The organism is Streptomyces sp. NPDC001373, assembly GCF_042895815.1.
GTDB lineage: Bacteria > Actinomycetota > Actinomycetes > Streptomycetales > Streptomycetaceae > Streptomyces.
This window is the reverse complement of record NZ_JBIAWQ010000003.1, coordinates 511,512-536,949: the sequence shown is the minus strand read 5'-3', so window position 1 is coordinate 536,949 and position 25,438 is coordinate 511,512. Positions and strand designations below refer to the sequence as shown.

Here is a 25,438-nt window from a genome sequence, read left to right as displayed (position 1 = left end):
GTGCTGATCGACGGATATGACGACGCCCCCCTCGTCGCCGCGGAGGACCTGCCGGACCTGCCGGGGTTCTGGGCCGCCTACCTGCTGTGGATGTGCCAGACCGAGGAGAACGAGCCGGATCCGCTGTGGTTCGGCGCCGACGAGGCCGACACGGACGCGGCGTACGAGGCCCTGACCGCGCAGGAGCGCTGGCCGGTCTTCCGCATCCCGTTCGCCGGCGGGCACACCGCGGTCGTCGTGGGCCGCAACTTCGAGGACGAGCCGGGGACGGAGTACTTCGTCTCCCACCCCGAATGGGACCGGCACGGCCACCTGGCCACCGTCGACGGGCACCAGGCCGGCCCCGGGCTGTCCTGGCGCGAGCTCACGCACATCGCCGGAACACCCGACCCCGGGGCTCCCGGCGTCCAGGCTCCGCACGTCCGCCTGCTGCTCCTGCTTCCGGCCCTCGGCGACCGCGACCTGCCCGCCGACGCGGCCGAGCGGGTCGCCGAAGCGCTCGTCGAGGTGGGCGTCCCCGAATCCGGAGCGCACGGGGTCGCGGAGGCCCTGCTCCACGACCACCCCCTGTGGGAGCCGGCGCAATGGTCCCTGCCCTCGCCCTCCCCGCTCTCGGGCGGCGCGCGGCAGTTCCCCGGCATCCTGTCCTGCGACGAGCCCGGCAGCCCGCGGTGCGGGATCCGCCTCGCCCGGGGAATCACCCGCGAACACAGCGACCGCCTGGCCCACGCCCTCGGCACCTGGCCCGCCCCGTGACGCCCTGCCCGGGGTGGCCCGGGCCCGCTCCGCCGCCGCCTGCGGACGCTTCGGGCAGCACCTCCTCGCGACGACGCTCTGGCGGGCCGCGTCCGGCCGCGCCCACCAACTGGCCGCGGGCAGCCGGGAGGTGGCGGAGATCAACGCCACGGGATCCCTCCAGCCCCGTACGCCCGACCGCCCCCGCGCCGGCCCGGCGCCGCCGGCCCCCGCTCCCCCGGCCTCGCTGACCGCGACCCTGCGCGGCGGTGCGGTGATCACCGCCCGGGACTCCCGGGGCGGCGGGGACCGAAGGAGACCGCCGGGCCGTACCGTCGGCGCGGCCCGCCGCACCGTCTCGCGGTACCCGTCCGCCCGCCGCCGGCCGCGGTCCGACCCCTACGAGGACCCCGTACCGGGCCGGACTCCGGATGGCGGGACCCGCGGGTGGCGAACCGTCACGGGGAGGGAGGCCGCGGCAGGGTGGCGGCCGGGTGCGGCAGGCCGGGGAGGCGGCGGATGCCCGATCCTTGAGGCATGCGCGCCGCCCGCCTGATCCGCATGGCCCTCCTCGTCCAGTCGAGCCCCGGCCTGACCGCCGCCGCCCTCGCCCGGGAGTTGGGCGTCTCCGAGCGCACCGTGATCCGCGACGCCCAGGCGCTCCAGGAGGCGGGGGTACCCGTCCGGTCCGAGCGCGGACGCACGGGCGGCTACCGGCTGGCGCCCGGCCACCGGACACGGCTGACCTCCCTCCATCCCAGCGAGGCGGAGACGCTCTACCTCTCCGGTCTGCCCGGGGCTCTGCGCGACCTCGGGCTGTCGGGACCGGCGGACACGGCCCGGCTGAAGCTGTCGGCCACCCTGCTCCCCTCGCTGCGGGCGGCGGCCGAGTCGTCGGTGCGCCGGTTCCACCTCGACGCCCCGGCCTGGTTCCGCGAGCCGTCGGCGCCGGAGCTGCTGCCGGAGCTGGCCCGCGCCGTGTGGGCCGACCGCACGGTCGAGCTGGAGTACGCGCGGCCCGGCCGGGACGGCGCGGCGCCTCGCGGGGTGAGCAGGCTGGTGGAGCCGTACGGGCTCGTCCTCAAGGCGGGGGTGTGGTACGTCGTGGGCCGCGTCCCGCAGGCGCGGCCGGGCCGGGCCGGCGCCTGGCGTACCTACCGCGTCGACCGGGTCACGGCTCTGTCCCCGGCTCCCGGCGCCGCCGGACCGTTCGTCCGCGACCCGTCCTTCGACCTGGCCGCGTACTGGCAGGAGCACGCCGCCGGGTTCGCCCGGGCGCTGCTGCGCGCGACCGCCACGGTACGTCTGACGGAGGCGGGTCTGCGGCGCCTGCCCGCCGTGGCGGATCCGGCGGGCGTGGACGGGGCGCTGGCGTCCGCGACCGCCCCGGACGCGGCCGGGCGCGTCACGCTCGACCTGCCGGTGGAGTCGGAGGAGGTCGCCTTCGCCCAGCTGGCCGGGCTGGGCGCGGACGTGGAGGTGCTGGGACCTCCGGGCCTGCGCGCCCGCTTCCGCGAGAACGCGCAGGCCCTCGCCGCCCTGTACGGCGCGGAGCCGGAGGGTCAGCGGTAGTCGTCGGGCGTGCCGTCCTTGCCGCCGTACACGACGTCCTCGAAGTACGCCCAGGCGTCCGGCCGGCTGCCGTCCACGTCCCGTACCCCGTAGACCTTGGCGAGCTCGCCGCTGGAGGCGGACTTGCCGTTCCAGCGGGCGGCCCGGTCCGGGTCGGCGGCGAGGGCGGCGACCGCGCGGGCGAGGTAGTGCGGCGACTCGGCGATGGCGAAGCTCGGCTCCTGGGCGATGGCGTCGCGCCAGTTGTCCTCCATCACGCCGAAGTGGCCGAGCATCTGCTCCGAGCGCAGGAAGCCCGGGGTGACGGCGATCGCCGTGCCCCCGTACTCCTCCAGTTCCCGGCCCAGACCGAAGGCGATCCGGATCGGGGCGTTCTTCGCGAGGTCGTAGTAGAGGTTCTCGCGGTAGCGGCGGTTGGAGCGTGCCGTGCCGTCGGTGACCTCCACGTGCAGCGGAGCGTCCGAGCGGACCAGGAGCGGGAGGGCGAGCGCGGCGGTGATCACGTGCGAGCGCACCCCGAGTTCCAGGACGCGCAGTCCGTCGGCGAGGGGGGTCTCCCAGCTCTTCCTGCCGAAGATGGAGTTGACGGTGAGGTGCTCGCCGCCCCAGAGGTCGTTGACGAGGATGTCGAGCCGTGCGTGATCGCGGTCGATCCGGTCGACGAGGGCCCGTACCCGGTCCTCGTCCAGGTGGTCGGTGGGCACGGCGGTGCCGGTGCCTCCGGCGGCCGTGACCAGCTCGGCGGTCTCCTCGATGGTCTCCGTGGTCCGGCCGACCTCGCTGACGTGCTCGCGGGTGGTGCGTCCGGTGACGTAGACCGTGGCGCCGGCCCGGCCGAGTTCGACGGCGAGAGCGCGTCCGGCGCCGCGGGTGGCCCCGGCGACGAGGGCGATCCGGCCGGCGAGCGGGCGGTGCCGGTCGGGGTGCTGGGTGTCGGTGTCCTGGTTCATGTCATCACCGTGCCCGCCAAAGGTGACAGTTCACGGCACCTTTTCCCGCGGCTTTCGCGCGACTCCGCGTGCGGCCCGGGAGAATCGCCCCATGCGCATGGTGATCATCACGGCCGGTTCACGCGGGGACGTCGCGCCCTACACCGGGCTGGGGCGGCGGTTGCTGGAGGCGGGGCACGAGGTCGCGGTGGCCGCCCATCCGTCGTTCGCCGAGCTCGTCGGCGGGTGCGGTCTCGGCTTCCTGCCGGTACCGGGAGACCCGCAGGGGCTGATCCGGGACTGGGCCCGGGCGGCGTCGCGGGACGAGGTCCGGGCGCTGACGAGGGCGTACGCGGACGGCATCGCCGACGGGGTGGCCGGGGTGGCGGCCGGCGGGGCCGACCTGCTGCTCACGGCCTCCGGTCCGGCCCCCCTCGCCCGGACGGCCGGGGAGGCGCTCGGCGTCCCGGTGATCGGCACCTACCTCGTACCGGCCCACCCCACCGGCCGGTTCGCCCTTCCCCCTGCGCGCAGTACCGGGACCGGGCCGGAGGCAAACCTCGCCGCGGGCCGGGAGGTGGTGAGGCGTGCGGCAGCCGTCTTCTCGGGTGCCGACACCCGGCTGCGGTCCCTCCTCGGACTGCCCGCCGAGGCGTCCACGACCCGGCCGGAGGTCCGGCCGGTCTTCCACGGATTCAGCCCGCTGGTGGTGCCGCGACCCACGGACTGGCCGTCCTGGGCCGAGGTGGCGGGCTACTGGTGGCCGGCCCGACCGGAGGGCTGGCAGCCCCCGGCCGGCCTGGCCGCCTTCCTCCGGGCAGGCCCGCCCCCGGTGTTCATCGGGTTCGGCAGCATGGCGGTGGGGCAGGGGGAACGGCTCGGCGAGCTGGTGGCCGCGGCGGTCCGGCGGGCCGGGGTACGGGCGGTGGTGCAGGCCGGGTGGGCCGGGCTGGACGGGCGCGGTGCCGACGTCCTGGCCATCGGCGACGTCCCGCACGACTGGTTGTTCCCGCGGACGGCCGCCGTCGTCCACCACGCCGGGGCGGGCACCACCGGGTCCGGGCTGCGGGCGGGCGTGCCCGCCGTGCCCGTCCCGGTCATGGCCGACCAGGCGTTCTGGGCGTCGCGGCTGGTCGAGCTGGGGGTCGCCCCCCGCGCGCTGCCCTTCCAGGAGCTGACCGCCGCAGCCCTCGGGGCCGCGATCACGGACTGCCTGTCCGAACCGGCCCACCGCCGCCGCGCGTCCGCACTCGCGCGCGGGATCGCCGCGGAGGACGGCGCCGCCCCGCTGCTGGCCCGTATCGGCTCGGCCTTCCCCGGCTGACCTCCGCAGCCTGGAAGACAGGGACCCGTTTCCCGGGAGCCGTGGGGCTCAGCGGGGCGGAGTGACCGCCGTCGGCGGGGCGGGCACACCGAAGACGCCCGCCCGCCCCGCCGCCGCGGCGCCCGCCGCGGCTCGGCCGGGGAGGGCCGGGTCCGGGGCGGCCCGCAGGAGCAGCAGCTCGTGGTAGAGCGGCGCCGTCGCCGCGACCAGGAGTGCGCGGGTGTCCACCGGGCCTGGAAGTTCACCCCGCGCGGTGGCGCGGGTGACGACCTCGGCGCAGCGGGCGTAGCGGTCCTCCCAGAAGCGGGACAGGGCGCCGACCGCCTCGGCCGAGCGGAAGCCCGCGGCGATCAGCGCCGTGGTCAGGCCGGTTCCATCACCGGCCAGGGCCTCGTAGACCTCGCGGTTGAGTGCGGCGAGGTCCCCCTCCAGCGATCCGGTGTCGGGCGGGCTCCACGCGTCGTCCGACGCGGCGTCGAGCAGGTCCGCCAGCAGACCGCCGACGTCGCGCCAGCGCCGGTAGACCGTGGTGCGGTGCACGCCCGCGCGTTCCGCGACCGCGTCGACGGCCAGCCCGTCGTACCCGCCCTCCACCAGCAGATCGCCCGTCGCCGCCAGGACCTGTGCGCGGACCCGGGCGCTGCGGCCGCCGGTCCGGCGCCGCGGCGGCGCCGGATCCTGATCGGCCGGATCCCGATCGACCGGAGGCCGATCGTCCCCGTGGCCGAATTCTTCGCTTGCGTGCGCCATGGCATCCATGGAACGATCTTAACGCAACATCCGTCGCAATAAGGAGTCCCCGCAGGGCGACAGGATCGTCCTCCGCGCCCCCGACCCGACCGGCGGCGCGCCGGCGTGAACCCCCTCCGAGTGAACCGCTCCGCGTGAACCCTTCCGCGTGAACCTCTCCCCGCGAACCCCTCCGCCGAACTCCTCGCTCCCCCTCCCCGCAAAGGTCTACGCATGCCCTCCGTCAGCTCCGCCCGCCTGATCCACACCTACACCCTTCCCACCGGCGGCGCCGGCCCGTACGCCCTGGCCGTCGGCCCCGACGGCAACGTCTGGTGCACCCTGGTGCACGCCGGACGCATCGCCCGCCTCGCCCCGGACGGCCGGATCGACGAGTTCCCGCTGGACTCGCCCGACTGCGGCCCGACCCTGATCACCGCCGGGCCGGACGGCGCCCTGTGGTTCACCCGCCACCGGGACCACCGGATCGGCCGCATCACCACCGACGGCAGGGCCCGCTCCTATGCCCTGCCGGGCTCCGGCCCCGGACCGTACGGGATCACCGCCGGGCCCGACGGAGCCCTCTGGTTCACGCTGCTGAACGCCGGGTCCGTCGGCCGCATCACCCTGGACGGCGAGATCACCGAGCACCCGCTCCCCGTCGGCGGCTCCGGCTCCTTCCCTTCCTTCCTCGCCACCGCCCCCGACGGAGCGCTGTGGTGCACCCTCAACCAGGAGCACGCCCTGGCCCGGATCACCGTGACCGGCGAATCCAGGCTGTTCCGGCTGCCCACCGCCGGTGCCGCACCGGTCGGCCTGGCGGCAGGGCCGGACGGCGCCCTGTGGTTCGCCGAGATCGGAGGCGGCCGGATCGGTCGCCTGGACCCGGACCGGCCGGGGTTCACGGAGCACCCGCTGCCGGACGCCCGGTGCCGGCCCCACGCGGTGGCGGTGGCACCGGACGGCGCCTGCTGGTTCACGCAATGGGCCACCGGCAGGATCGGCCGCATCACCGCCGACGGCCGGCTCACCGAGGTCCCCCTGCCGGACCCCGCGTGCGAACCCCATGGCCTCGCCTTCGGCCCCGACGGCACCCTGTACGTCGCCCAGGAGACGGGCGACGTCACCCGCTGGGACGTCAGCGCGGCCACGCACGGCTGAGCCCCGCGGATGCGACCGAATTCCGTTCGTCATGCGCGTACCGCGTGCGATCGCGCACCGCGTCGACACTCGATCGCACGCGCCGAAAACGCGAGGACGCCCGGCCGGGAGGTTCCCGTCGGGCGTTCCGATGCGTCTGCCGTGGTGCTGAACTGCTGTGCTGCTGGTGGCTTAGTACCAGTGGTTGGCCTGCCAGAAGTTCCAGGCGCCGACCGGGCTGCCGTAGCGCTCGTTCATGTAGTCCAGGCCCCACTTGATCTGGGTGGCCGGGTTGGTCTTCCAGTCCGAGCCCGCGGTCGACATCTTCGACGCCGGCAGGGCCTGGACCAGGCCGTAGGCGCCGGAGGCGGAGTTGGTCGCGGTGTAGTCCCAGCCGCTCTCGTGGGTGACGATCTTGTCGAAGGCCGCGAACTGCGCCGGGTCCTTGATCATCTGCTGCGCGATCGCCTTGGCGCTCGTCGGGGCGGCCTGCGCGGGAACGGTGGCGAGCATCGAGCCCGCGACACCCAGGGCGAGGACGGTACCGGCGAGGGTCTTCTTCGAAGCGGCGATGCGGCGGATGACGGCGTTGGACACGGAGGAAACCTTCCGAAGGGGACAAGGGCGGCCGCGGCGCATGCCGGAGCATGCGTGAACCACTCACGCAAAGGAGAGGGGATCGTCCCGGCGGGGGGCTGTGGGCCCCGGCCGCCTCGGCGACAACACCAGTTAGCCAGGCCGCCGGCCGGCTGGCAACGCCCCCCTCCTACTAGCCGGCCTCGGAGGCCACGCCGCGCCGATCACCCGCGGCGGCGCGGGCCGGTGCAGGTCGGGACCGGTGCGAGGGGCGGGTGCGGGGGCTACTAGGCGGGGCCGGATGTGACGTGGGTCCTGTGGGCCGCCTCACCGGCAGGGGGGCCGGACCTCACCTTCCGTGTCCGCCCGGAGCCTCTCGGGTGCGTGACCCGGGCCACTTCCGCCCGCCTGGACGAAGGAAACGGGTGCGTCGAACGCGGCTTCCCGAGCCGGCCCGCTCCCCTTCTACAGGGAGCGGGTCGCGCCGAAGCCGCTCTCGTGCGTCCAGACGTGGGTGCAGCCGGGGCACTGGAGGTGGAGGAGGCTGCCCTTGTTGGAGAGCAGGTAGCGCCAGTGCCGGGAGCAGGTCCGGCGCTCGCCGCACGGCTCGCAGCCCCGCGTGTCGTCGCACCGGGGGCAGGGCACCCAGGCCCGGCGTCCGATCTCGGCCTGGGGGTCAAGAGGCAGCATGGCCGCCCCCGCGCACGGGCAGGACACCGGCCGCCACCAGGTCGTCGTACATGCGCTGCTGCTCCGCGTCGAGACCGGAGTAGAGCAGGTCGTAGGCCTCCCCCTCCCCCCTCAGGACCTCGACCGGGTCCCAGTCGGGGCCGAGCGCGGCCATCACCTGGGCGCGCCGGAGTATCTCCTGGGAGGTGAGGTCGACGGCGAAGTCGACCTGCTCTGCTGCGTCGCCCGGGCCGGTGGCGGGCGTGGAGTGAGAGGTGGACATGAGGCAGAACTTAGGTAACCCTTTGTTCCCGGGTCAAGGGGGCGTGGGCCGAGTCACATTCCGGCGCCCCTGGGGCATTCGGGACAAACCAAGATCGGCCGGTGTCCGGGGCCGGCACTTCGGGACGGAGCTCGCGGGCATCCTCGGACCATGACCCTGGGCGAGGCGACGCCCGGTGGCAGCGCGTCCTCGCGTCGGTCCGCAACGAGCGGGCCCGCGCGGAGGCCGTACGGACCGTGGCCGCAGCGGTCACCGCGACCGCCGAGGCCCTGGAGGCGGCCGGCCGCGCGCCGACCCCGGCCCGACCCGGCCCGAACGACGGGCGCTGGACTCCCCGGGACACCGGAGCGGGCCGGGCAGCGGGGGTCAGGCCGGCGCGGCCCCTGCGAGGGCCCGGCTGCGGAGCAGTTTCTTGTCCGGCTTGCCCGCGTCGGTCAGGGGCAGGGCGTCGACGAAGGCGATGCTCGCGGGTTCGTACATGGCGCCCTTCGCCTCCCGCACCAGGGCGCGCAGCTCCTCCTCGCCGACCTCGCCGCCCGGTGTCCGCACGACGACCGCGTGGACCCGCTCCATGAGGTTCGCGTCGGGGACTCCGAGGACGGCGCTCTGCGCGACCCGGGGATGGGAGTTCAGCACGTCCTCCAGTTCCACCGTGTACACGTGGCCTCCCACCACCACGATCATGTCCTTCAGCCGGTCCACGATCGTGAGGTAGCCGTCCGCGTCGAGGTACCCGATGTCACCGGTGTGCAGCCAGCCGTCCCGCAGTACCTCCGCGGTGAGCTCGGGCTGCTTCCAGTAGCCCTTCATCACGTGGGGCGAGCGGACGCAGATCTCGCCGTGCTCGCCGGCGGGCAGGTGCCGGCCGGCGGCGTCGACCACGGCGATCTCGACCCCGTCCATGGCCTTCCCGGCGGTGCGCAGCAGCTCCGGGCGCTGCGGATCGTGGTCCTGGGGGGAGAGCATGCTGATGCCGCCCGCCTCGTTCTGCCCGTAGAACTGGTTCAGCACGGGGCCGAAGCGGCGGACCGCCGCCGCGAGGCGGGCCGGGGAGGAGGCGCAGCCCCCGTAGGTGAGCGAGCGGAGGCTGGAGGTGTCGGTGCGGTCCGCCCCGGGGTGGTCCATCAGCTGGTAGAGGAGCGGGGGCAGCAGGAACAGGTGCGAGATGCGCTCGGCCTCGATGGCGGCGAGCACGGCCCCGGGGTCGAACGCGTCGAGCAGGACGACGGTTCCGCCGCGGTGCAGCGTGCTGTCCGCCAGGAAGCCGGCCGCGTGCGCGAGGGTGGTGCACACCAGGGTCCTGACCTGCCCGTCCTCGGGCCAGTCCGGGCCGATCGACACCCACTGCCCGTAGGTCGTGCAGATGGCCTTCGGATGGCCGGTGGTCCCGCCGGTGTGGCGGATGGTGCAGACGTCCTGGGGCCGCGCCGCACCCGGCAGTGGCTCGGCGGACTCCTCGGCGGCGAGCTCCACCAGGTCCGGTTCCGCGCCGGTGCCCCCGCCGAGGACCAGCACCCGTTCCAGCGGCACCCGCCGGGCCAGGTCGGCGGCGCGGTCGCGGTAGGCGGGGTCGACCAGCAGCGCCCGGGTCTCGACGTCCCGCAGGATGTCGGCGTGCACATCGGCCGCAAGGCCCGCGTAGAGGTGGTTCACGGCGCAGCCGAGCAGCCCTGCGGCGTAGCGGGCCGCTATCGTCTCGGGAAGGTTGCCGGCCAGGAGGGTGACCGTCTGCCCGCGACCCAGCCCCTGGGACCGCAGCGCGCGGGCCATGCTGTGGACGAGACCGCGTAATTCGCCGGCGCTCACGCGCCGGTCCCCGTGCACCAGGGCCTCACGGCCGGGTTCCTTCCCGAGGGCGTCCAGGATCTCTTCCACATGACTGGAGAAGGGGGGGAGTGGTGCGGTGGTCTCGTCCATGACGCTCCTCATTGGTTGACTTGAGCAACTAGAGGGAGGTTAACGGCCGATGATCCACAAGCCCAAGCCGGACGCCGACATCCGGCCACCGCATCCCGCGCCCCCGCTCCGCGCCGCCGGATTCAGGAAGATCACGTGCTCGGCCTCACGAGCGCTTGAGGTCCTCCATTCGCCCCGTGCCGATCCACCGGCTCTCCGGCGCCGAACTCGCCGGCCGGCCCGCCGTCTGCCGGACCGGGGTCGCCCACGAGACACTCATCCGCCTTCACCCGGGCCCGGCGGGCCGGGGTGGGCCACACCCACCCCCGGTCCTGCCCGAGGACGACCTGGCGGCGGAGGCCGCGGTGCCCGACGAGCGGGGCCGGCCGACCCGCGGCGCGGGCGGGACCGCGGTCCGACAGGTCGCCCCCGGACCTCATGCGTCGAGCCGGCCCCCCGGCCGGCGGGAGTCATCGGCGGACCACCGCCCGATGACGCCCCGGCCGCAGGAGGACCGGCTCAGTGCACGGAGTTCCCCGGGCCGCTAGTTGCCGATACCCGCGCTGCCGACACCGGAGTTCCCGATACCCGCGCTGCCGATGCCGGAGTTCGCGATGCCCGCGTTGCCCAGGCCCAGGTTGGCGATGCCCGCGTTGCCGACGCCGGTGTTCGCGATGCCCGCGTTGCCCACGCCGGAGTTCCCGATGCCCGAGTTGCCGATACCGTCGGCGCTCGCCGCCGCGGCTCCGCCCAGACCGAGCGCCGCGGCGGCACCCAGCACGACGGTGAGACGGAGAAGACGTGTACGCATTGCATACCTCCCATGTGCGGTACGTTCGAAACAGATCAATAACACTTGATCCCTGGAGATTCCGATGCAGATCTGATGAATGCGGACGTGTCGCCCCTGGATGGCCGCGCGCCGGGCAAGGCTCAGATCTCCAGGGCGCCGGGGAACGGCCCGTTGCCGACACCGGGCGCGGTCACCGCCAGCCAGCCGTGTCCGGTCATGGGGGTGTCCTCGTCGATCTGCTCGGGGTCGACGGTCAGCGTCTCCGCCACGCCGTTGGCGGACGTCTCGCACGAGGCGTTCGGCTCGTACATCCCGGGCTCCCCGCACTCGTCCTCCGTCTGAGGGGTCTCCCAGGACATCGGCTCGCCCGTCCACGCCGGCTCGCGGTAGGTCTGGTAGGAGCGGACCACCCGGCCCTGCTCGGCGATCGCCCAGCCGTGGTCGTCGTCGTAGGCGTCGCGGAAGTAGAAGTGGGCCTGCCCGCAGTGCGCGCTGACGCGCGCCAGCACCTCCTCCTCGGCACAGCGGTACACCGGGCCGCCGAACACCAACCGCCACCCGGCGAACTCGGGCGTGACGAAAGCCCGGTGGACGGTCGTCTCCTCGCCGCCGGGGCCGGCCGTCACGGCCGTGTCGTGCAGCATGGCCGACATGCCCATGGCCATGGTCGCGGGGATGCGGTCGTACAGTCCCAGGGCTTCGAAGACGCCCTCGTACGCGGCGGCCGGGACCGCGATCCACTGGAACGGGCAGTGGTGGTCGAGCGGCCGGTCGTCCGGCAGCTTGATCCGGACGAGGCGCTCCAGCGCCCGCCGGTCCCGATCGCTCAGCTCGTCCCCGGCTCCGATCATCGCAAGTGCGTGCAGCGCGTGGCGGCGCAGTGCGCCCGGCCCGTTCCGCCGTATCTCCAGCAGCCCGCCGACCCCTTCGGATCCGAGGGCCTTCAGGTCCTTCTCGGCCTGCCACACACGCTCCTGACGGGCGATCTGCGACAGGAGCGTCTCAAGGGTCTGGTTTCGCGTACTCATGGCGCCGACCCTAGAACACGCGTACGTCAGCCTTCGTCAGCTCCCGGTGCGTTCCGGCCGCCGCCGGAACACCAGCAGGGCCGCCGCGATCTTCACTCCCGTGGAGATCGTCAGGGCCTGGAGGAACGGCATGCCCGTCAGCCACAGGGCGACCATCATGACCGTGAGCACCAGGAACGCGGGAAGCAGGTTGGTCCGCATGACCACCGGCTTCAGGCGGCCGGCCCTGCTCCGGCGCCGGGCGACCGCACCGCCCGGCGGCGCGGTGAGGCCCTCCTCCTCGGCTCGCGGCATCGGTTGCTGCCCTTCCCTCGCGGTCGCCCCCAGCACGAGCCTCGGGCGCCCCCCGGCCGACCGCCACCGCTGCTCCCGCCCGCGCCGCCATCCGGCGGAGAGGTTCACCTCACCGGGCCCGCCGCCGGAAGCGCTCCCGGCCGGTCAGCGGCTCGCGTGGGGCAGCAGGGCCATCTCCCGGACGTTCTTGACGGTGGTCGCGAGCGCGCGCTGCTGCTGCGCCGGGCGGAGCCGAAGGAGACGGTCCGGCGCCCGTCCGCCGGGTACGGGTCCGGCAGCAGGCGCACGCGGGGGTCCTGCCGGGAGTGAGCAAGTCCTCCTGGTAGGCGTCAGGTCCGCCCCCGCCCGTCCGGGATCCGGGCGGGTCCGGGATCAGAAGGGGTTGCGAGCGAGGTGCACGACATCCGGGACGCCGCGTGCGACGGGTACCTCCTCGCTGCGGACCTCCTCGAACCCGGCGCGTTCGAGGGCCTCCTCGAACGCGGGGGACGGTTGGGCGGACCAGACGGCCAGCACGCCGCCCGGAGCGAGACGGGCACGGCAGGCGGCGAGGCCGCTCGGCGAGTAGAGGCCGCTGTTGTCGTCGGTGACGGTCCAGTCGGGGCCGTTGTCGATGTCGAGGCAGAGGGCGTCGTAGCGCTCCCCCGCAGTGCGCAGATGTTCGTTGAGGTCGGTGTGCAGGACGGTCACCCGGGGGTCGGACAGGGCGGCCGCGGTGATCTCCCCCAGCGGGCCGGTGCGGTGCCAGCCGATGATGGCGTCCTCGCGTTCGGCGACGACGATTCGCGACCAACGCGGCTGCCCACTGGCGTGGGCGAGCGAGAACCCCACACCGAGACCGCCGATCAGGACCGCGGGGGCCGCGGCCGCCGTCCGCGCGAGCGCGGCGTCGACGAGGAGCCGTTCGGAGCGCCCGTCGGAAGTGTCCATCAGGAAGCAGCCGTTCACGATGATCTCGTACGTCTCGCCGCGGCGGCGCAGGACCACCTCGCCCTGCGGCCCGGTGCGGCGGTCGAGCGTCAACGGGGCTGCCACATCGGCGGTATGGAACGTCATGAAGCGGGTTCCTCCCTGGGATCGCGTGATCTCACTCGGGCGTCCCAACGAACGGTCCGGCGCCGGTGTTCCGTGCCGGGGCACCGGTGCCTACGACCCGGTGGGCCCCTCGCGCACCACGCGGTGGCGGAGGTGGACGACTCCCGAGGCGAACGTGCGGGTCCCGACGAGTTCGAGGTCCACCCGGCGGTCGTGCCGCGGGAAGAACGGGATGCCGCCGCCGACCAGCACCGGGTGGACCCTCGTACGGTACTCGTCGATCAGGCCCAGTGCGGCCGCCTCGGCGGCGAGGGTCGCGCCGCCGATCGCGATGTCGCCGTCCCCCGGCTCAGCCCGCAACCGCCCGATCTCCTCCGCCAGGCCGCCGGTGGCGAGGCGGGCGTGGCCCTCCACCGTCTCCAGCGTGGTGGAGAACACCACCTTGGGGAGCGGCTTCCAGAGCGCGGCCCACTCCAGCATCGCCGCGTCGAGCGACGGGTCCTGGTCGGCGGTCTCCCAGTACAGCATCGTCTCGTACAGCCGTCGTCCCAGCAGGTGGACGGCCACCTCCCGCTCCTCCTCCATGACGAAGCGGAAGACCTCCTCTTCCGGCGCCGTCCAGCCGAAGCTGCCGTCCGGACCGGCGATGTAGCCGTCGAGGGAGATGCCCATGGAGTAGATGACCCGGCGCATGAGGGCTCCTACCGGCCGCGCGTGTCGAGGAGGGGTCGGCCGGGACCGTATGACGCGGCCATGGGCGGGGATCCCGTGGTGACGAAGGCCCGGATCCCCGCCAGGCAGGCGCCGCCGTCGAGCAGGTGGTCACCGTCGGCGTCCGGGTCACGGCCCATGGCCGACGCCACCCGCTCCACCCGGCCCAGGTACTCGGCCTGCGTGACCACGCCGTCGCCGTCCACGTCCACGTCCACGTCCACGTCCAGCATGGCGAAGATCCGGTGCTGCGGAGAATCGGACACGGAGCGGGACATGCGTGCCTCCCGGCTGCCTTCTGCGGCACGGCGTCGATCGATCTGGGCTCTGATGGCCGACCCTAGAAGGGCAGTCCGGTGGCGAATCGATCCGCCCCGCCCACCGGCCCCGCACACCACCCTTTCGAGTCACCGCCGCCCGACGGGCCCGCACCCCGCGCTGCGCGGGAATCCGCGTGCGGCGGCCGGCCGGCCTGGGGAAGACTGGGCCGATGAACATCGACACCCCACGGACACCGCAGGAGCGGGCGCTCGCCCATGTCGCCGGACTGGCCTCGGGCCCCGCGGTGGACCCGGCGCTGCGGGTCACCCTGAACTTCCACCCGGACCGCCCCGTGCACGGCCGGCCGATCCTGGAGGCGATGGCGGACGACGGGTTCTACCGCTCGCAGTTCGTGACGGGAACCGGCAACGGCGGACTGACCGCCCGTCCCGGCGGCGACCGGTGGCGCTGGGAGAGCCGGATCTTCAACGGGGCGTACGACCGGGCGCCCGCCCATGAGCGGCCCGTCTACGGGGCGTTGAACTTCCGCCGCAAGCCGGCCGGCGGTGCGCCGCGGTTCGGCTCCGCCCACTTCCGGCTGACGTCCGCCTCGTTGGCGCGGACCACGTTCTGCTACCCGGACAGCTTCCTGGAGCCCTCGGACTTCGGCGTGGCGGCCTCCATGGGGCTCGTCGAGCTGGCCCTCGCCGATCGGCAGGACGCGCTCGACGACTACATCGAGGCGCAGGTCCACGGGCCCGTGCGGCCGGACCGCCATGTGGAGGCACTGGTCCTGGACCCCTGCTACCGGGGCTCGGCCGTCGAGGCCGCCGCCCTGCGGCTCGGCTGCGCCGTGGAGTGGCACGCCGGGTTCGTCCTCGACGTCGCCGAGCTGCGCCGTCATCCCGGCTACCGGGGCCAGGAGTACGTCGACCTGGGCACGCGGATCGCCGTCGACGGCGTCCTCGATCCGCGCATCGTCGGGGACGCGGTGCGGGCCGGCCGCCACGACCCCCAGGCGATCAAGAAGGTGTGGCACTACCTGGCGCGTTTCGGGGCGCCCGCCGAATCCAGCTGAATCGTTTCTCCAGCTCAGGGCGGTGTCGGGTGCCCGGGTTCCGGGGAGCCTAGGAAGAACCGACGGCTCCGGACACCTCACCGCGGACGGCCCGGGCGGCCCGCCCCGCACGGGTCGCCGCGCCCGGCCGGGCCCGCTCCCGAAGCGCCGCCCAGGGCCCGCTTCCACCGCACCACGGCCGGACCGCCATCCGCGACACCGTCACACCTGGAGGCACCCCATGAGCACACCCCAGTGGCGGCAGCTCACCGACCACCTCATGGCCGTCCGCGAGCAGGTCTACGAGGGCTGGAACAGCCGGGACGGCTGGGACAACTACACGCGCTGGGGAGAGGAGTTCGGCGAGAACGGCGTCCCCTGGTGCGTGATCTTCGACTGGTGCATGTACCACGACAACGGCCTCGACGCGATCGTCCCCAAGGTCGACAACGTGAGCGCCTTCGCCTCCTGGGCCAGGGCCCGCGGCCAGTGGTCCGCGTACCCCTCCGTCGGCGCCTGGGTCGACTTCGGCGACGGCGCCCACACCGAGATCGTCACCGGCTTCGACGCCGACACGGTGTACACGAAGGGTGGCAACAGCATCCAGGCCGGGTCCGTCGACCGCGGCCAGGGCAACGGCGTCTGGTCGCACTCCAACCCGCGCCGCAGCAGCTACGTCACCGGGTACTTCGCGCCCCGCTTCCCCGACGGGCAGTGCCCGCCCACGGCCGACCCGGCCGACCCGCGCGGCGGCCCCGCCGTGACCGCCTGGCGGTGGACACCGCCCGACTCCGCCTTCGAGCCGTTCCCCGGCGGCGAGTTCTTCACCGCCGGGCGCCGCAGCCCGGTCGTCGCCGCGATGCACGACCGGCTCGTCGACGTCGGCTGCGACCGCTACCGGAGCTCGGCCGACGCCGACGTCTGGGGCCCCGGTGACGTCCGCTCCTACCAGGCCTGGCAGCGCGCACTGGGCTACACCGGCTCCGACGCCGACGGGACCCCGGGGCCCACCTCCTGGGCCAAGCTCAAGGTCCCCCGCGTCGAGGGCTGAAGGGGCCCCCGCGCGGGCGGCAATCCCGCTCCGGACCGGCGGCGACGACCTGACGGGGACGACCCTGCCGGCCGCTCAGCCCGCGGGTTCGTCCCCCCGGCGTCCGCTCGGCGGCGAGGGCGGGGCCGTGAACCGGGCGCGGGGCGAGGTGTCGCGCAGGCGGCGGTCGAGGAGGACCACCGAGGTGAAGCCCGTGCACCGCGCCGGGCCACCCCCGCCGATGCCGGACAGGAGGTCTTCCAGGCCCCGTTCGTGGGTGGCGAAGACCCGGGGTGACGTCAGGCGCCGGCGGGCGTGCTGGCCCGAGAGGGCCTCCCGGGCCCCGACGTCGAGGAGGATCATGTGCGCCTGCCGGCCCGCCCGGTCGGCGCTGCGGGCGAGCCATCGGCGCAACCAGGCCCGGCTGCCGCAGTCGTGGACGAGCAGCGGGGAGGAGCCCCGCATGGCCCTGCGTATCCGGCGCATGTGGTACAGCCGGGCCAATGGCCGGTACACGCCGTAGGGAAGCCAGGAGGGCATGAGCGCTTCGCAGTCGGAGCGCGTGGCGCGCGGGTCGAGAACGGTCCCCGCGTCGGCCCATGCCCGCAGCAGCGTGCTCTTCCCGCTGCCCGGGAGCCCGGCTATGACGACGACGGCGTCCCGCGGGTAGGTCAGGCACAGGCCCGCATCGGTACGGCCCCGCAGGTCGACGATCCCCTGCGGGGCGATGCTGCGGACGGCTCCAGGTCCCCTGTCCACGGCAGCCTTCGCGGTCTTCACGTCAGGGCCGGCTTCGGACACAGCGGAACGTACATCGTGTTTCGACTCCCTGCTAGGTGGCGGGCCGTACCGGATCCGGCCGGGGCCGGCCCGAGGTCCGTCCGCCGGCCAGGGGCCCGGCTGTCGCCGTCGACCCTATCCGCCGCGCCGGCCGCCTCCCGAACCGGCGTGGGAACGCCGGCGGCGGGGCGACGGGGCCGCCGCATCCGCCCCCACAAGGGACAGTCACGGAAATGTCTAGATTGGGCAATACGCCATGTCTTCAGCGGGTTCGGCGGTGAATGGGGGCCAGAGTGTGGCTTCCCGGCAGGACGCCGGGACTGTTCGGAGCCTGCCCGGCCTGCACACGGCCGGGCCGTGCCGATCGTTGAAGGAGCCACCTGCATGTCCGCTTCCCTCACCACCCGCCGCACGCTCGCCGCCGTCCTGGCCGTCGGCGCCCTCATCGGCGCCGCGGCGGTACCGGCCGCCGCCGACGACCACCGCAACGACCACCGCGGAGCCCGCTCCACCATCGTCATCGGCGACGTCGAGAACGCCGGCCGCGGACACGACAACCGCGCCCTCAACAGCGAGTGGGTCGAGGTCAAGAACACCGGCCGCCACAGCGTCAACCTGCGGGGCTACACCCTCACCGACAAGCAGGGCAACCGCTACCGCTTCAACGACTTCCGCCTCGACGGCCGCTCCAGCGTCAGGGTGCACACCGGCAACGGCCGCGACACCCACCGCGACGTCTACCAGGACCGCCGCCGCCAGATCTGGGACGAGCGCGACACCGCCACCCTGCGCGACAACCGCGGCAACGTCGTCGACACCGAGTCCTGGGGCCGCCGCGGACACCACCACCACAGCTGATCCACCCCGCGGCCCCGCACCCACGCCGGGAAGGGGACCGCTACCCGCCGGATCACGGCGTGCCACGGCAGACCGGCCGCGGCACGCCGCGGCGCGCGTCCGCCCCCGCCCCTCCGGGACGCCGGTTCGTACCCTGGAGGCATGCGCATGCGCCCCACCCTGAACTGGACCCCTACCGAGGAGCCGCCGCCGGCCACCACCGACCTACGGCCGGTCACCGACGCGCTGCGCGCCGGCGGTGTCCTGGTGCTCAGCGGGGCCGGCATCTCCACGGAGTCCGGCATCCCCGACTACCGCGGCGAGAACGGGAGCCTGAGCCGGCACACCCCCATGACCTACCAGGACTTCAGCGGCAGCGCCCGGGCCCGTCAGCGCTACTGGGCGCGCGGCCACCTGGGCTGGCGCACCTTCGGACGGGCCCGCCCCAACGCCGGTCACCGGGCGGTGGCCGCGTTCGGGCGCCGGGGCCTCCTCTCGGGTGTGATCACCCAGAACGTCGACGGCCTGCACCAGGCCGCGGGCAGCGAGGACGTCGTGGAGCTCCACGGAGGCCTCGACCGGGTCGTCTGCCTCTCCTGCGGGGACGTCAGCCCCCGGCGTGAACTGGCGCGGCGGCTGGAGGAGGCCAACCCCGGCTACGAGCCCGTCCCCGCCGGCACCAACCCGGACGGCGACGCCGACCTCACCCAGGACCAGGTCGGAGACTTCCGCGTGGTGCCCTGCGCGATCTGCGGCGGCATCCTCAAGCCCGACGTGGTGTTCTTCGGCGAATCCGTGCCGCCGCGGCGCGTGGAGCACTGCCGGGACCTGGTCCGCGGGGCGACCTCACTGCTGGTCCTGGGATCCTCGCTGACGGTGATGTCCGGGCTCCGGTTCGTCCGCCAGGCGGCTTCGGCCGGAACGCCGGTGCTGATCGTCAACCGTGACCGCACCCGGGGCGACGGCCACGCCGTCACCCGGGTCGGTCTCCCGCTCGGCACGGCCCTCACCACGGTGGCCGGCCGGCTCGGCGTCCCGGTCGACGAGCCGGCCGCGGACCGACCGGGAGGGGACCGACCGGAGGAAGGTCAGCCGCCCGCGGGGCGGCCGGCCAGCCGGGCGCCGCAGCCGGAGCAGTAACGGGCGTCGACCTCTATGGCGTGCCGGTGGCACCGGGCGCAGACCAGGTGCAGGGCGCACGGCGGGGGCGGAGCGGCGGGGGCGGCCGACGCGATGCTCATCCCCTGGCGCCTGCGGTGGACGGTCAGCACGACCAGGCCCTTCGGGCCGGCCAGCAGCGCCCGGGTGGCACCGCGCGGCAGCAGGCCCAGGAATCCCGGGGCGAGGTGCGACTGGGAGCCGTCGAGGGTGAGGATGCCGGTGCCCGAGAGGACGACCATCATGACGTCGACGGCGTCCTCGGTGTAGAGCGCTCCCCCGGCGCCGGGCAGGTGGCGCACCAGGTTGGCGTCGAGCTGGCGGTCGGCGCCCCGCAGCCGCCACAACGCCCCGCTCTGACCCTCCGCAGCCGCTGCGAGCAGCCCCGCGACGGTCGCCGTCTGCGTCGTGTGCTCCACCCCCATCAAGGCGCCCTCTCCACGTCCGGCCCGCATTGCACCCCCTCATGATCCCGCACCGTGACCCCGGCTCGGGACCAGGACGGGCGAGCGTCACCGTCACGGGGGTCCCCTGAACACGTGCGCCACACCCGCAGCACACCTGCCGGGCGGTCGGCAGCGGCACGACGGGCGCTCCCCCCGCCCGCGGCCTGCCCGTCAGCAGGCCTGTGGGGGGTTGCGGCGGGCGATGGCCGTGTTCAGGGCGGTCGCGAAGGCGCACCAGGCGGCGTAGGGGACCAGGCAGGCGGCCGCGGTGGGGTCGGTGCGCGCCGTCCGCCGGATCAGCTCGAGGTTGCTCGCGTCGAGCAGCAGCGTCCCCACGACACCGGCCCGGGGGCTGCGCAGGCGGAAGAAGGTCCAGGTCCATGCCGCGTTCAGGGCCAGGTTCGAGGCCAGGCTGACGGCGAGCTCCCGCCGGGCGCGGCCCCGCGTCCCGCTCAGCGCCCGGCCGCCCGCGTAGGCGAGGGACGCGTACAGGGGGCTCCACACCCACGGGAACACGGCGGGCGGGGGCTGCCAGGAGGGCTTGGCGAGGGCGCGGTACCAGGTGCTGTCGGCGTCCACGGCCCGCGCTCCGACGGCGGCGGTCGCGGCGACCGCCGCCGTGGTCGCCGCGTACGCACGCCACGTCACGCGGTCCGTCCTGTCGTGCCGGGCACCGGTGGTCCTCATGCCTCCCAGTGTTCCAGGGGCGGTGGGTACCGGCATCTCCGCGCGTGGGCGTGTCCCCTCGGTGCGGTCCCCCGTCCGGCGGCGTGCCGTCGGCCCCCCTGCTTCAACGTCCCTGGAGCGTCCGGACGTTGTCGCCGAAAGTCCAGTTCCGGGACCCGTCCCAGTTGAGCGACCAGGTCATCCGTCCCTTGAGCCGGCCGCCGCAGGAGTTCCACGCCTGGGAGACCGGGGCCGGACCCATGTAACCGCCGCCGGCGCCCGGTTGGGCCGGAAGGCCGGGGACCTGCTTGTCGTAGGGCACCTTGACCGTGGTGTTCTGGACGACCAGTCCGCGGTCGAGGCAGTCCGTCTGCGCCGTGAAGCCCGCGACGGTCCCCGCGCAGCGCGGCGGCGAGACCGAGAGCGAGGAGGCGGACGGTCCGACGGATCATGGGGGTGCTCCCTTCGCGCCGTCCGCGCCCGGACGGGTGGGCAGGCGGGCAGGCCGGAGTGACCGGGAGGGAAGGACTACCGTGACCGCGATCGCCTGCGGGACGGGGCGCCCGCGGGCGTGCGCGGGCCGATGCGCCTCACCGTAGGTTTGGTCCAGACCATCCGTCAAGAGTGTCGGCAGGGCCGCCCCCACGGGGGGCGTCCCGTCAGCCCCTCAGCGCCCGGACCGCCTGCCGCTCCAGGTCCAGGCACCGGTCCACGTGCCGCGCGCACGCGTCGAAAAGCGCCCGGCGTTCTCCCGGACCGGCGTCCGGTGCCGCGTCCCGGGCGAGCGCGGCCAGCTCCGACCAGTGGCCGGCGGACTCCCTGAAGAGCCCCGCCGCCTCCGGGCGTCCGACGAGGTCGAGGAAGTCGGCGTACAGCGGCCGCGTCGCGCCCGGGGCGGTCCACTCCTCCTCCAGGCAGGCGTACAGCCGCCCGGTCCCCGCGCGGAAGGCCTCCGGTGTGCCGCCGAACCGACGCTCCCAGCCCGTACCCGTGCTGCTGTCGCGGAGCTGGGCGGCGAGCCTCTCCATTCCGCTGAAGCCGAAGTTCACGTCGAACGCGTTACCCAGGACCGGGCCGTCGAAGTGCGCGGCGGTGGAGGCGATCGCCCCCGCCACATCGGGCTCCCCCTCGGGCGGCCCGGTGGGCACGATCAGCTGGTGGCGGCCCGTGCGGTGCGCGGTCCAGGCGGCGCCGAACTCCTCGCGGTCGATCCGGTGCGGCGTCTCGGCACCGTCCTCGACCAGCAGCTCGTCGCCGTCGTACCCGGCGATGACGACGGTGTGCGCGTCGGTGCCGGTCAGCTCGGCGTCCGGGTCGGGTCCGTGCCAGGGCAGGGCCGAGCGGTCGACCACGCAGAACGCGGGCTGCCCGGAGTCGAGCGCGGCGCGGACCCGGCCCCAACGGGGGTTCATCGCCCGGGTGGCCTCGTACGGAACCCCCAGGCGGCCGAGCGCGACCTGCACCCAGGGCTCGGGGTGGGCCTGGGCCACGATCGACACGAGGGGCGGCCTGCCCTCGTACGCGAAGACGTAGTACATGAAGCCGATGCCGCCGGCCAGGCCGGCCACGAACTCCTCGTCGTGGACGCTGCCCAGGGCATGGCGGATCAGGGAGGCCTCGCGGTGGCGTCCGGTACCGAAGTCTTCGTACACGAGCACGGTCATACGGTCACCCTAACCTCGGAATCGGCAGCTCAGCGCATCGCGAGCGGAGCCCCGACCCCCGGGCCCGCCGCGGGCCGGCCGCGGCGGTACCACCGCGGGCCGGCGGACTCAGAGGCGGCCGAAGAACTGGTTGCCGCGGGCCGTGTGGTCCTCGCTCGTGTAGTACTCCTTCATCGCGGAGCTGATCTCGGCGCGGCTCAGCTGCCCGTCGCCGTCGACGTCCAGCCGGTTGAACGCCTCGTCGAAGGTCTCGCGGGGCAGGCGGAACATGCCGTGGAGCAGGGAGGTGTACTCCTCGCGGCTGAGCATGCCGTCACCGTCGCGGTCGGCGAGCTCGGTCCAGGCGTTGCTCATGTTCCTGATCCGCTCCCAGATCCTGTTCTGGTCGGTGACGATCCGCGCCCGGAACGCCGCGCGGAACTCCTGCCGGTCGACGCCCCCGTCGTCGTTGCGGTCCATCTTCTGGAAGACGGTGTCCCAGAGGTCCGCCAGCGAGGCGCGCAGTTGGGCCACAGCGTCCGGCGCGCAGCCCAGCGATTCGGCGAGCCGGTCCGAGAGGCCGGTGACGTCCGACTTCTCGAGCCGCCCGTCGCGGTCCGAGTCGAAGACATCGAACGACCGGTCCAGCTTCATGTCCAGAACGCTCACGACGGCATCCCCTTCACTCCGTGTAGTGCTCTCGCGACGCTGCGAGGCGGCTCAGGAAAGCACAGGTCGCCCCGTTTCCGCACGGAAGGAACGGCATGGTCCGGCATTCGGGTGACAGGGCGCCCGTCCCCGCGGCGGTGTCACGCCGCCCGCCGCCACGGCCGGGCGACGCCCTTCGGCGGGTTCCGCCGGGCGGAGCCCCCGCCGGGGGGCCGGGCGCCGACGAGCGGTCCGACGACGAGGAGCTGCGCCGCCGCCAGGGCGAGGCAGAGGCCCGCGGTGGCGGCCCAGAGGGCGGTGGCACCGAGGTGTTCGAGCGCCTGGGTGGAGGTGACGGGGGCGGCGACCGTGGCGATGCCCCAGCTGGTGCCGTACGCGGCGAGGTAGCCGTCGGCGCCGCCCGGTGGCGCCAGGCCGGCCACCACGCTGAAGACCCGGCCCAGGACGAGCACGTCCCCGAGGCCGCACAGGACCGTGGCCGCAACGAACGCGGGAAGGCCGGACGCCGCCGCGTATCCGCCCAGGCCGAGCGCCAGCAGGAGGTGGCCGAGCGCGAGGGCCGCGGGGTCGGAGAGCGAGGCGAGGCGGCGCAGGCGCAGGGCCGGCTGGAACGCGACGGCGGTCAGGGCCGAGGCGGTGAACAGCACTCCGGCGTCGGCGGGTTGGAGTCCGCGACGGGCCAGAGTGAGCGGCAGGCCCATCACGACCTGCATGGAGACGAGGGCGAAGAGGGTCCCGGGGGCGAACACGGCCCACAGTGCGCGGTCCCTCCAAGGGCGGGCGGGCCGCGCCCCCGCGCCGCGGCGGACGGCCGGGCGGCGGGTCCGGTCGGCGGGCAGGGCGAGGTGCAGCACCAGCGCGCACAGCAGACAGGTGAGGGCGTCGACGACGAACAGCCGGCGCAGGTCCCAGCGGCCCAGGGCCGCGGCCATCAGCCCCGCTCCGGCGCCCCCGGCGGCCAGCCCGGCGTTGAGCAGGCCGTAGGCGCGGACCCGGTCGGCCGGGCCCACCGCGTCGGCGATCAGCGCCTGGCTCGGCGGCTCGTACAGCTCGAACGCCAGACCGAGCAGGACCGCGAAAACGGCCACCGCGGCGAGGGATCCCGAGGCGGCGATGCCCAGTTGCGCGACGGCGCACCCGGCGAGGCCCAGCACGATCGTGCGGCGGCGTCCGAGGACGGTCGCGAGCCGGCCGCCGGCCAGCCGCGACGGGATGCTCGCGAGGCCGAAAGCGGCCGAGACCAGGCCCGCGGTGGTCGCGGTCGCGCCGAAGTCCACACTGATCAGGACGGTCAGGAAGGGCAGCGAGAAGGCCCCCAGCCGGTTGACCGTCCGCGCCGCCACCAGCAGCCACACGCTGCGCGGCATGCTTCCCCCTCGCCACCGAGTAACTGCCTAATGAGTTAATGTCAGTTACGAACGCTAGCCATCGAAGGAGTGACTGGTCAAGTGATGTTCGACAGTCATGTCGCGCTACTGCTGGACCACGCCGCGGCGCTCGTGAACGCGCTGACCGACGGAGAGGCCCGGGGCCGCCCCTACGCCGCACCCCGCGGAGCGGAACTTCCGTCGGCGGTCGACACCGCGGTGTCGCATACCGCGGGCTCGCTGCCGCGCGCCATCGACGCCGCGCAGGCGGAGTACCTGGCCGCGACGGCACGGAGCATGCGCGAGGTATTCGAGGCCGTGCAGGACGACAGGCCGGACGACGCCGCCACCACCGTCAACCGCCTGCTGCGCGACAGCGGGGCCCGGCCGCGCCTGGACCGGACGGCGGACGGCGGGGGTGGCGAGGAGGCCCCGTGGCAGCTGCACTTCCACGGGGCCGACGATTCCTTCGCCGCGGGCCACAGCGCCGCCTGCGCCACCGGGCTGGCCCTGGCGGTGGCCGGCAGCCTGACGGGCCGTCTGGGCGTGTGCCGGGCCGACCGCTGCGACCGGGTGTACGTCGACACCTCCCGGAACGCGGCACGCCAGTTCTGCTCGACGGCCTGTCAGAACCGCACCAAGGCGGCGGCCTTCCGCGCCCGCAAGGGGGCGGAAGGCTGACCCGGCACGGTGTCGGTTTCCGTCCGGGCAGCGACTTCCGGGCTTCCGGGGCGTTGGTCCGTCGACGGGGAAGGCCCGGCCTTCCAAGTGACTCCCGATCCTCAAGGAGACGACAGGTGCTTCTCACACCCGTGCCCCTACCGGGTGTCCGGTGGACGGTCATGGCCGCGGCCACGTGCGCACTCGCCGTGAGCCTCCTCGCGCCGGCGCCGGCCCGGGCCGCCGCCATGACTCCGGTGCTGGACCGGAACTTCCCCGATCCCGACGTCGTGAAGGTGGGCCGTACGTACCACGCCTACGCCACCCACGGGGAGACGGCCAACATCCAGCACGCCACGTCCGCGGACCTGGTCCACTGGCAGCCGGTCGACACCGACCCCCTGCCCCGGCTGGGAGCCTGGGCGGAGCCGGAACGCTCACTCGTGTGGGCTCCGGAGGTCTTCGCCCACGGGAGCGGATTCACCCTGTACTACACCGCCCGCGACCGGGCCGGCGGCAGACAGTGCATCGGCGCCGCCCGGTCGGAATCGCCCGACGGCCCCTTCACCCCCGCTGCGGAACCCCTGGTCTGCCCGACCGACCGGGGCGGTGCCATCGACGCCTCCAGCTTCACCGAGGGCCACCGCCGGTACGTGCTGTGGAAGAACGACGGCAACTGCTGCGGAATCGCCACCGGGATCCATCTGCAGCCCGTCTCGTGGGACGGCACGCGCACGACCGGCGGAGCCGTCACCTTGATCGAACGCGACCTCCCGTGGGAGGGCGATCTCGTCGAGGCCCCCACACTGGTGCGACGAGACGGCCGCTACGTGCTCCTCTACTCGGCCGACTTCTACCGTGACCACCGGTACAAGACGGGATACGCGATCGCGGACCGCCTGACGGGCCCCTACAAGAAGGGACCGGAGCCGCTGCTGTCCAGCGCCTCCTTCGGGGGTGCGGTCCGCGGTCCGGGCGGACAGGACGTCGTGACCGGCCCGGACGGCCGGGACCGCATCCTCTTCCACGGATGGAGTCCCGACGGATCCGACCGCCGCCTGCTCTACGCGGCCGGGCTCCGGTTCACCGAGGGGCGTCCGGTCCTCGAGGACGGCACGGACCGGACCCGGCGGGACTGAGCCCGGCACGG

General features: G+C 74.3%; 28 protein-coding genes and 1 pseudogene. 10 read left to right on the top strand and 19 right to left on the bottom strand.

Annotation, left to right across the window (positions count from 1 at the left end):
- Complete coding sequence (locus ACFY15_RS10800) at window positions 1–756, top strand: hypothetical protein (protein ID WP_390690881.1); 756 nt, start codon at window positions 1–3, stop codon at window positions 754–756.
- 516 nt (window positions 757–1,272) lie between these two features.
- Window positions 1,273–2,307: a helix-turn-helix transcriptional regulator gene (locus ACFY15_RS10795; protein WP_390690882.1), complete on the top strand. Its 1,035-nt coding sequence runs from the start codon at window positions 1,273–1,275 to the stop codon at window positions 2,305–2,307.
- Here ACFY15_RS10795 and ACFY15_RS10790 read toward each other — a convergent pair.
- Window positions 2,298–3,257: an SDR family oxidoreductase gene (locus ACFY15_RS10790; RefSeq protein ID WP_390690883.1), complete on the bottom strand. Its 960-nt coding sequence runs from the start codon at window positions 3,255–3,257 to the stop codon at window positions 2,298–2,300. The two genes, ACFY15_RS10795 and ACFY15_RS10790, sit on opposite strands and share 10 nt — an antisense overlap.
- A gap of 91 nt (window positions 3,258–3,348) precedes the next feature.
- Here ACFY15_RS10790 and ACFY15_RS10785 point away from each other — a divergent pair, with 91 nt between their 5' ends.
- Entirely contained in the window at window positions 3,349–4,560 is a 1,212-nt protein-coding gene (locus tag ACFY15_RS10785; protein WP_390690884.1) for a glycosyltransferase, read from the top strand.
- A 48-nt stretch (window positions 4,561–4,608) separates the two neighbouring features.
- Here ACFY15_RS10785 and ACFY15_RS10780 read toward each other — a convergent pair whose 3' ends face one another.
- A complete protein-coding gene (locus tag ACFY15_RS10780) occupies window positions 4,609–5,310 on the bottom strand; it encodes a TetR/AcrR family transcriptional regulator (protein WP_390825367.1) in 702 nt (233 codons plus the stop codon).
- Between the two features lie 213 nt (window positions 5,311–5,523).
- Here ACFY15_RS10780 and ACFY15_RS10775 point away from each other — a divergent pair, with 213 nt between their 5' ends.
- A complete protein-coding gene (locus tag ACFY15_RS10775; RefSeq protein ID WP_390825366.1) occupies window positions 5,524–6,450 on the top strand; it encodes a virginiamycin B lyase in 927 nt (308 codons plus the stop codon).
- Between the two features lie 171 nt (window positions 6,451–6,621).
- Here the strand turns inward: ACFY15_RS10775 and ACFY15_RS10770 are convergent, their stop codons facing one another.
- The 10 genes from ACFY15_RS10770 to ACFY15_RS10725 all read right to left on the bottom strand — a co-directional run bounded on the left by ACFY15_RS10770 (window position 6,622) and on the right by ACFY15_RS10725 (window position 13,992).
- The gene (locus tag ACFY15_RS10770) at window positions 6,622–7,068 is read right to left on the bottom strand and encodes a transglycosylase SLT domain-containing protein (RefSeq protein WP_390825381.1); all 447 of its coding nucleotides are present in this window, start codon (window positions 7,066–7,068) and stop codon (window positions 6,622–6,624) included.
- Between the two features lie 402 nt (window positions 7,069–7,470).
- The gene (locus tag ACFY15_RS10765; RefSeq protein WP_366456723.1) at window positions 7,471–7,695 is read right to left on the bottom strand and encodes a hypothetical protein; all 225 of its coding nucleotides are present in this window, start codon (window positions 7,693–7,695) and stop codon (window positions 7,471–7,473) included.
- On the bottom strand, window positions 7,682–7,957 hold the full coding sequence (locus ACFY15_RS10760; RefSeq protein WP_390825364.1) for a DUF6400 family protein: 276 nt from the start codon (window positions 7,955–7,957) through the stop codon (window positions 7,682–7,684). Before ACFY15_RS10760 ends, ACFY15_RS10765 begins: the two co-directional genes overlap by 14 nt.
- A 366-nt stretch (window positions 7,958–8,323) precedes the next feature.
- Window positions 8,324–9,874, bottom strand: a complete 1,551-nt coding sequence (locus ACFY15_RS10755) for an AMP-binding protein (RefSeq protein WP_390825363.1) — start codon at window positions 9,872–9,874, stop codon at window positions 8,324–8,326.
- A gap of 523 nt (window positions 9,875–10,397) precedes the next feature.
- Window positions 10,398–10,664, bottom strand: coding sequence for a pentapeptide repeat-containing protein (locus ACFY15_RS10750; RefSeq protein ID WP_390691140.1), 267 nt, complete (start codon window positions 10,662–10,664; stop codon window positions 10,398–10,400).
- A 122-nt stretch (window positions 10,665–10,786) separates the two neighbouring features.
- On the bottom strand, window positions 10,787–11,674 hold the full coding sequence (locus ACFY15_RS10745; RefSeq protein ID WP_390691141.1) for a hypothetical protein: 888 nt from the start codon (window positions 11,672–11,674) through the stop codon (window positions 10,787–10,789).
- 36 nt (window positions 11,675–11,710) lie between these two features.
- A complete protein-coding gene (locus ACFY15_RS10740) occupies window positions 11,711–11,968 on the bottom strand; it encodes a hypothetical protein (RefSeq protein ID WP_390691142.1) in 258 nt (85 codons plus the stop codon).
- 372 nt (window positions 11,969–12,340) lie between these two features.
- Entirely contained in the window at window positions 12,341–13,024 is a 684-nt protein-coding gene (locus tag ACFY15_RS10735; protein ID WP_390825362.1) for a spermidine synthase, read from the bottom strand.
- 90 nt (window positions 13,025–13,114) lie between these two features.
- Window positions 13,115–13,696, bottom strand: coding sequence for a dihydrofolate reductase family protein (locus ACFY15_RS10730; RefSeq protein ID WP_390691144.1), 582 nt, complete (start codon window positions 13,694–13,696; stop codon window positions 13,115–13,117).
- A gap of 8 nt (window positions 13,697–13,704) precedes the next feature.
- Window positions 13,705–13,992 (bottom strand): hypothetical protein, encoded by a 288-nt coding sequence (locus tag ACFY15_RS10725; RefSeq protein WP_390691145.1) that lies wholly within the window; start codon window positions 13,990–13,992, stop codon window positions 13,705–13,707.
- A 212-nt stretch (window positions 13,993–14,204) separates the two neighbouring features.
- Between ACFY15_RS10725 and ACFY15_RS10720 the strand changes: the two genes are divergently transcribed.
- Complete coding sequence (locus ACFY15_RS10720; RefSeq protein WP_390691146.1) at window positions 14,205–15,053, top strand: DUF3626 domain-containing protein; 849 nt, start codon at window positions 14,205–14,207, stop codon at window positions 15,051–15,053.
- Window positions 15,054–15,273: 220 nt separating this feature from the next.
- Window positions 15,274–16,083 (top strand): peptidoglycan-binding protein, encoded by an 810-nt coding sequence (locus tag ACFY15_RS10715; RefSeq protein WP_390825361.1) that lies wholly within the window; start codon window positions 15,274–15,276, stop codon window positions 16,081–16,083.
- A gap of 75 nt (window positions 16,084–16,158) precedes the next feature.
- On the opposite strand, the gene ACFY15_RS10710 is transcribed toward ACFY15_RS10715, so the two are convergent.
- Window positions 16,159–16,821, bottom strand: coding sequence for an AAA family ATPase (locus ACFY15_RS10710; RefSeq protein ID WP_390825360.1), 663 nt, complete (start codon window positions 16,819–16,821; stop codon window positions 16,159–16,161).
- Between the two features lie 405 nt (window positions 16,822–17,226).
- Between ACFY15_RS10710 and ACFY15_RS10705 the strand changes: the two genes are divergently transcribed.
- On the top strand, window positions 17,227–17,700 hold the full coding sequence (locus ACFY15_RS10705) for a lamin tail domain-containing protein (protein ID WP_390825359.1): 474 nt from the start codon (window positions 17,227–17,229) through the stop codon (window positions 17,698–17,700).
- A 141-nt stretch (window positions 17,701–17,841) separates the two neighbouring features.
- The gene (locus ACFY15_RS10700) at window positions 17,842–18,819 is read left to right on the top strand and encodes an NAD-dependent protein deacetylase (protein ID WP_390825358.1); all 978 of its coding nucleotides are present in this window, start codon (window positions 17,842–17,844) and stop codon (window positions 18,817–18,819) included.
- Here the strand turns inward: ACFY15_RS10700 and ACFY15_RS10695 are convergent.
- The 6 genes and pseudogenes from ACFY15_RS10695 to ACFY15_RS10670 all read right to left on the bottom strand — a co-directional run bounded on the left by ACFY15_RS10695 (window position 18,768) and on the right by ACFY15_RS10670 (window position 23,628).
- Window positions 18,768–19,262 carry a hypothetical protein gene (locus ACFY15_RS10695; protein WP_390825357.1) on the bottom strand — a complete coding sequence of 165 codons (495 nt, stop codon included), beginning with the start codon at window positions 19,260–19,262 and terminating at the stop codon, window positions 18,768–18,770. The genes ACFY15_RS10700 and ACFY15_RS10695 overlap by 52 nt on opposite strands.
- A 192-nt stretch (window positions 19,263–19,454) precedes the next feature.
- Complete coding sequence (locus ACFY15_RS10690) at window positions 19,455–19,970, bottom strand: TspO/MBR family protein (protein WP_390691152.1); 516 nt, start codon at window positions 19,968–19,970, stop codon at window positions 19,455–19,457.
- A 103-nt stretch (window positions 19,971–20,073) separates the two neighbouring features.
- Window positions 20,074–20,349, bottom strand: a pseudogene (locus ACFY15_RS10685) (chitinase); the annotation flags it as partial.
- A 259-nt stretch (window positions 20,350–20,608) separates the two neighbouring features.
- Window positions 20,609–21,613 carry a BtrH N-terminal domain-containing protein gene (locus tag ACFY15_RS10680; RefSeq protein ID WP_390825356.1) on the bottom strand — a complete coding sequence of 335 codons (1,005 nt, stop codon included), beginning with the start codon at window positions 21,611–21,613 and terminating at the stop codon, window positions 20,609–20,611.
- 108 nt (window positions 21,614–21,721) lie between these two features.
- A complete protein-coding gene (locus tag ACFY15_RS10675; RefSeq protein ID WP_390691154.1) occupies window positions 21,722–22,261 on the bottom strand; it encodes an EF-hand domain-containing protein in 540 nt (179 codons plus the stop codon).
- 140 nt (window positions 22,262–22,401) lie between these two features.
- Complete coding sequence (locus ACFY15_RS10670; protein ID WP_390825355.1) at window positions 22,402–23,628, bottom strand: MFS transporter; 1,227 nt, start codon at window positions 23,626–23,628, stop codon at window positions 22,402–22,404.
- Window positions 23,629–23,712: 84 nt separating this feature from the next.
- Here ACFY15_RS10670 and ACFY15_RS10665 point away from each other — a divergent pair, with 84 nt between their 5' ends.
- Window positions 23,713–24,309, top strand: coding sequence for a CGNR zinc finger domain-containing protein (locus tag ACFY15_RS10665; protein ID WP_390825354.1), 597 nt, complete (start codon window positions 23,713–23,715; stop codon window positions 24,307–24,309).
- A 161-nt stretch (window positions 24,310–24,470) separates the two neighbouring features.
- Window positions 24,471–25,427 carry a glycoside hydrolase family 43 protein gene (locus tag ACFY15_RS10660; protein ID WP_390825353.1) on the top strand — a complete coding sequence of 319 codons (957 nt, stop codon included), beginning with the start codon at window positions 24,471–24,473 and terminating at the stop codon, window positions 25,425–25,427.
- Window positions 25,428–25,438 lie beyond the last annotated feature (11 nt).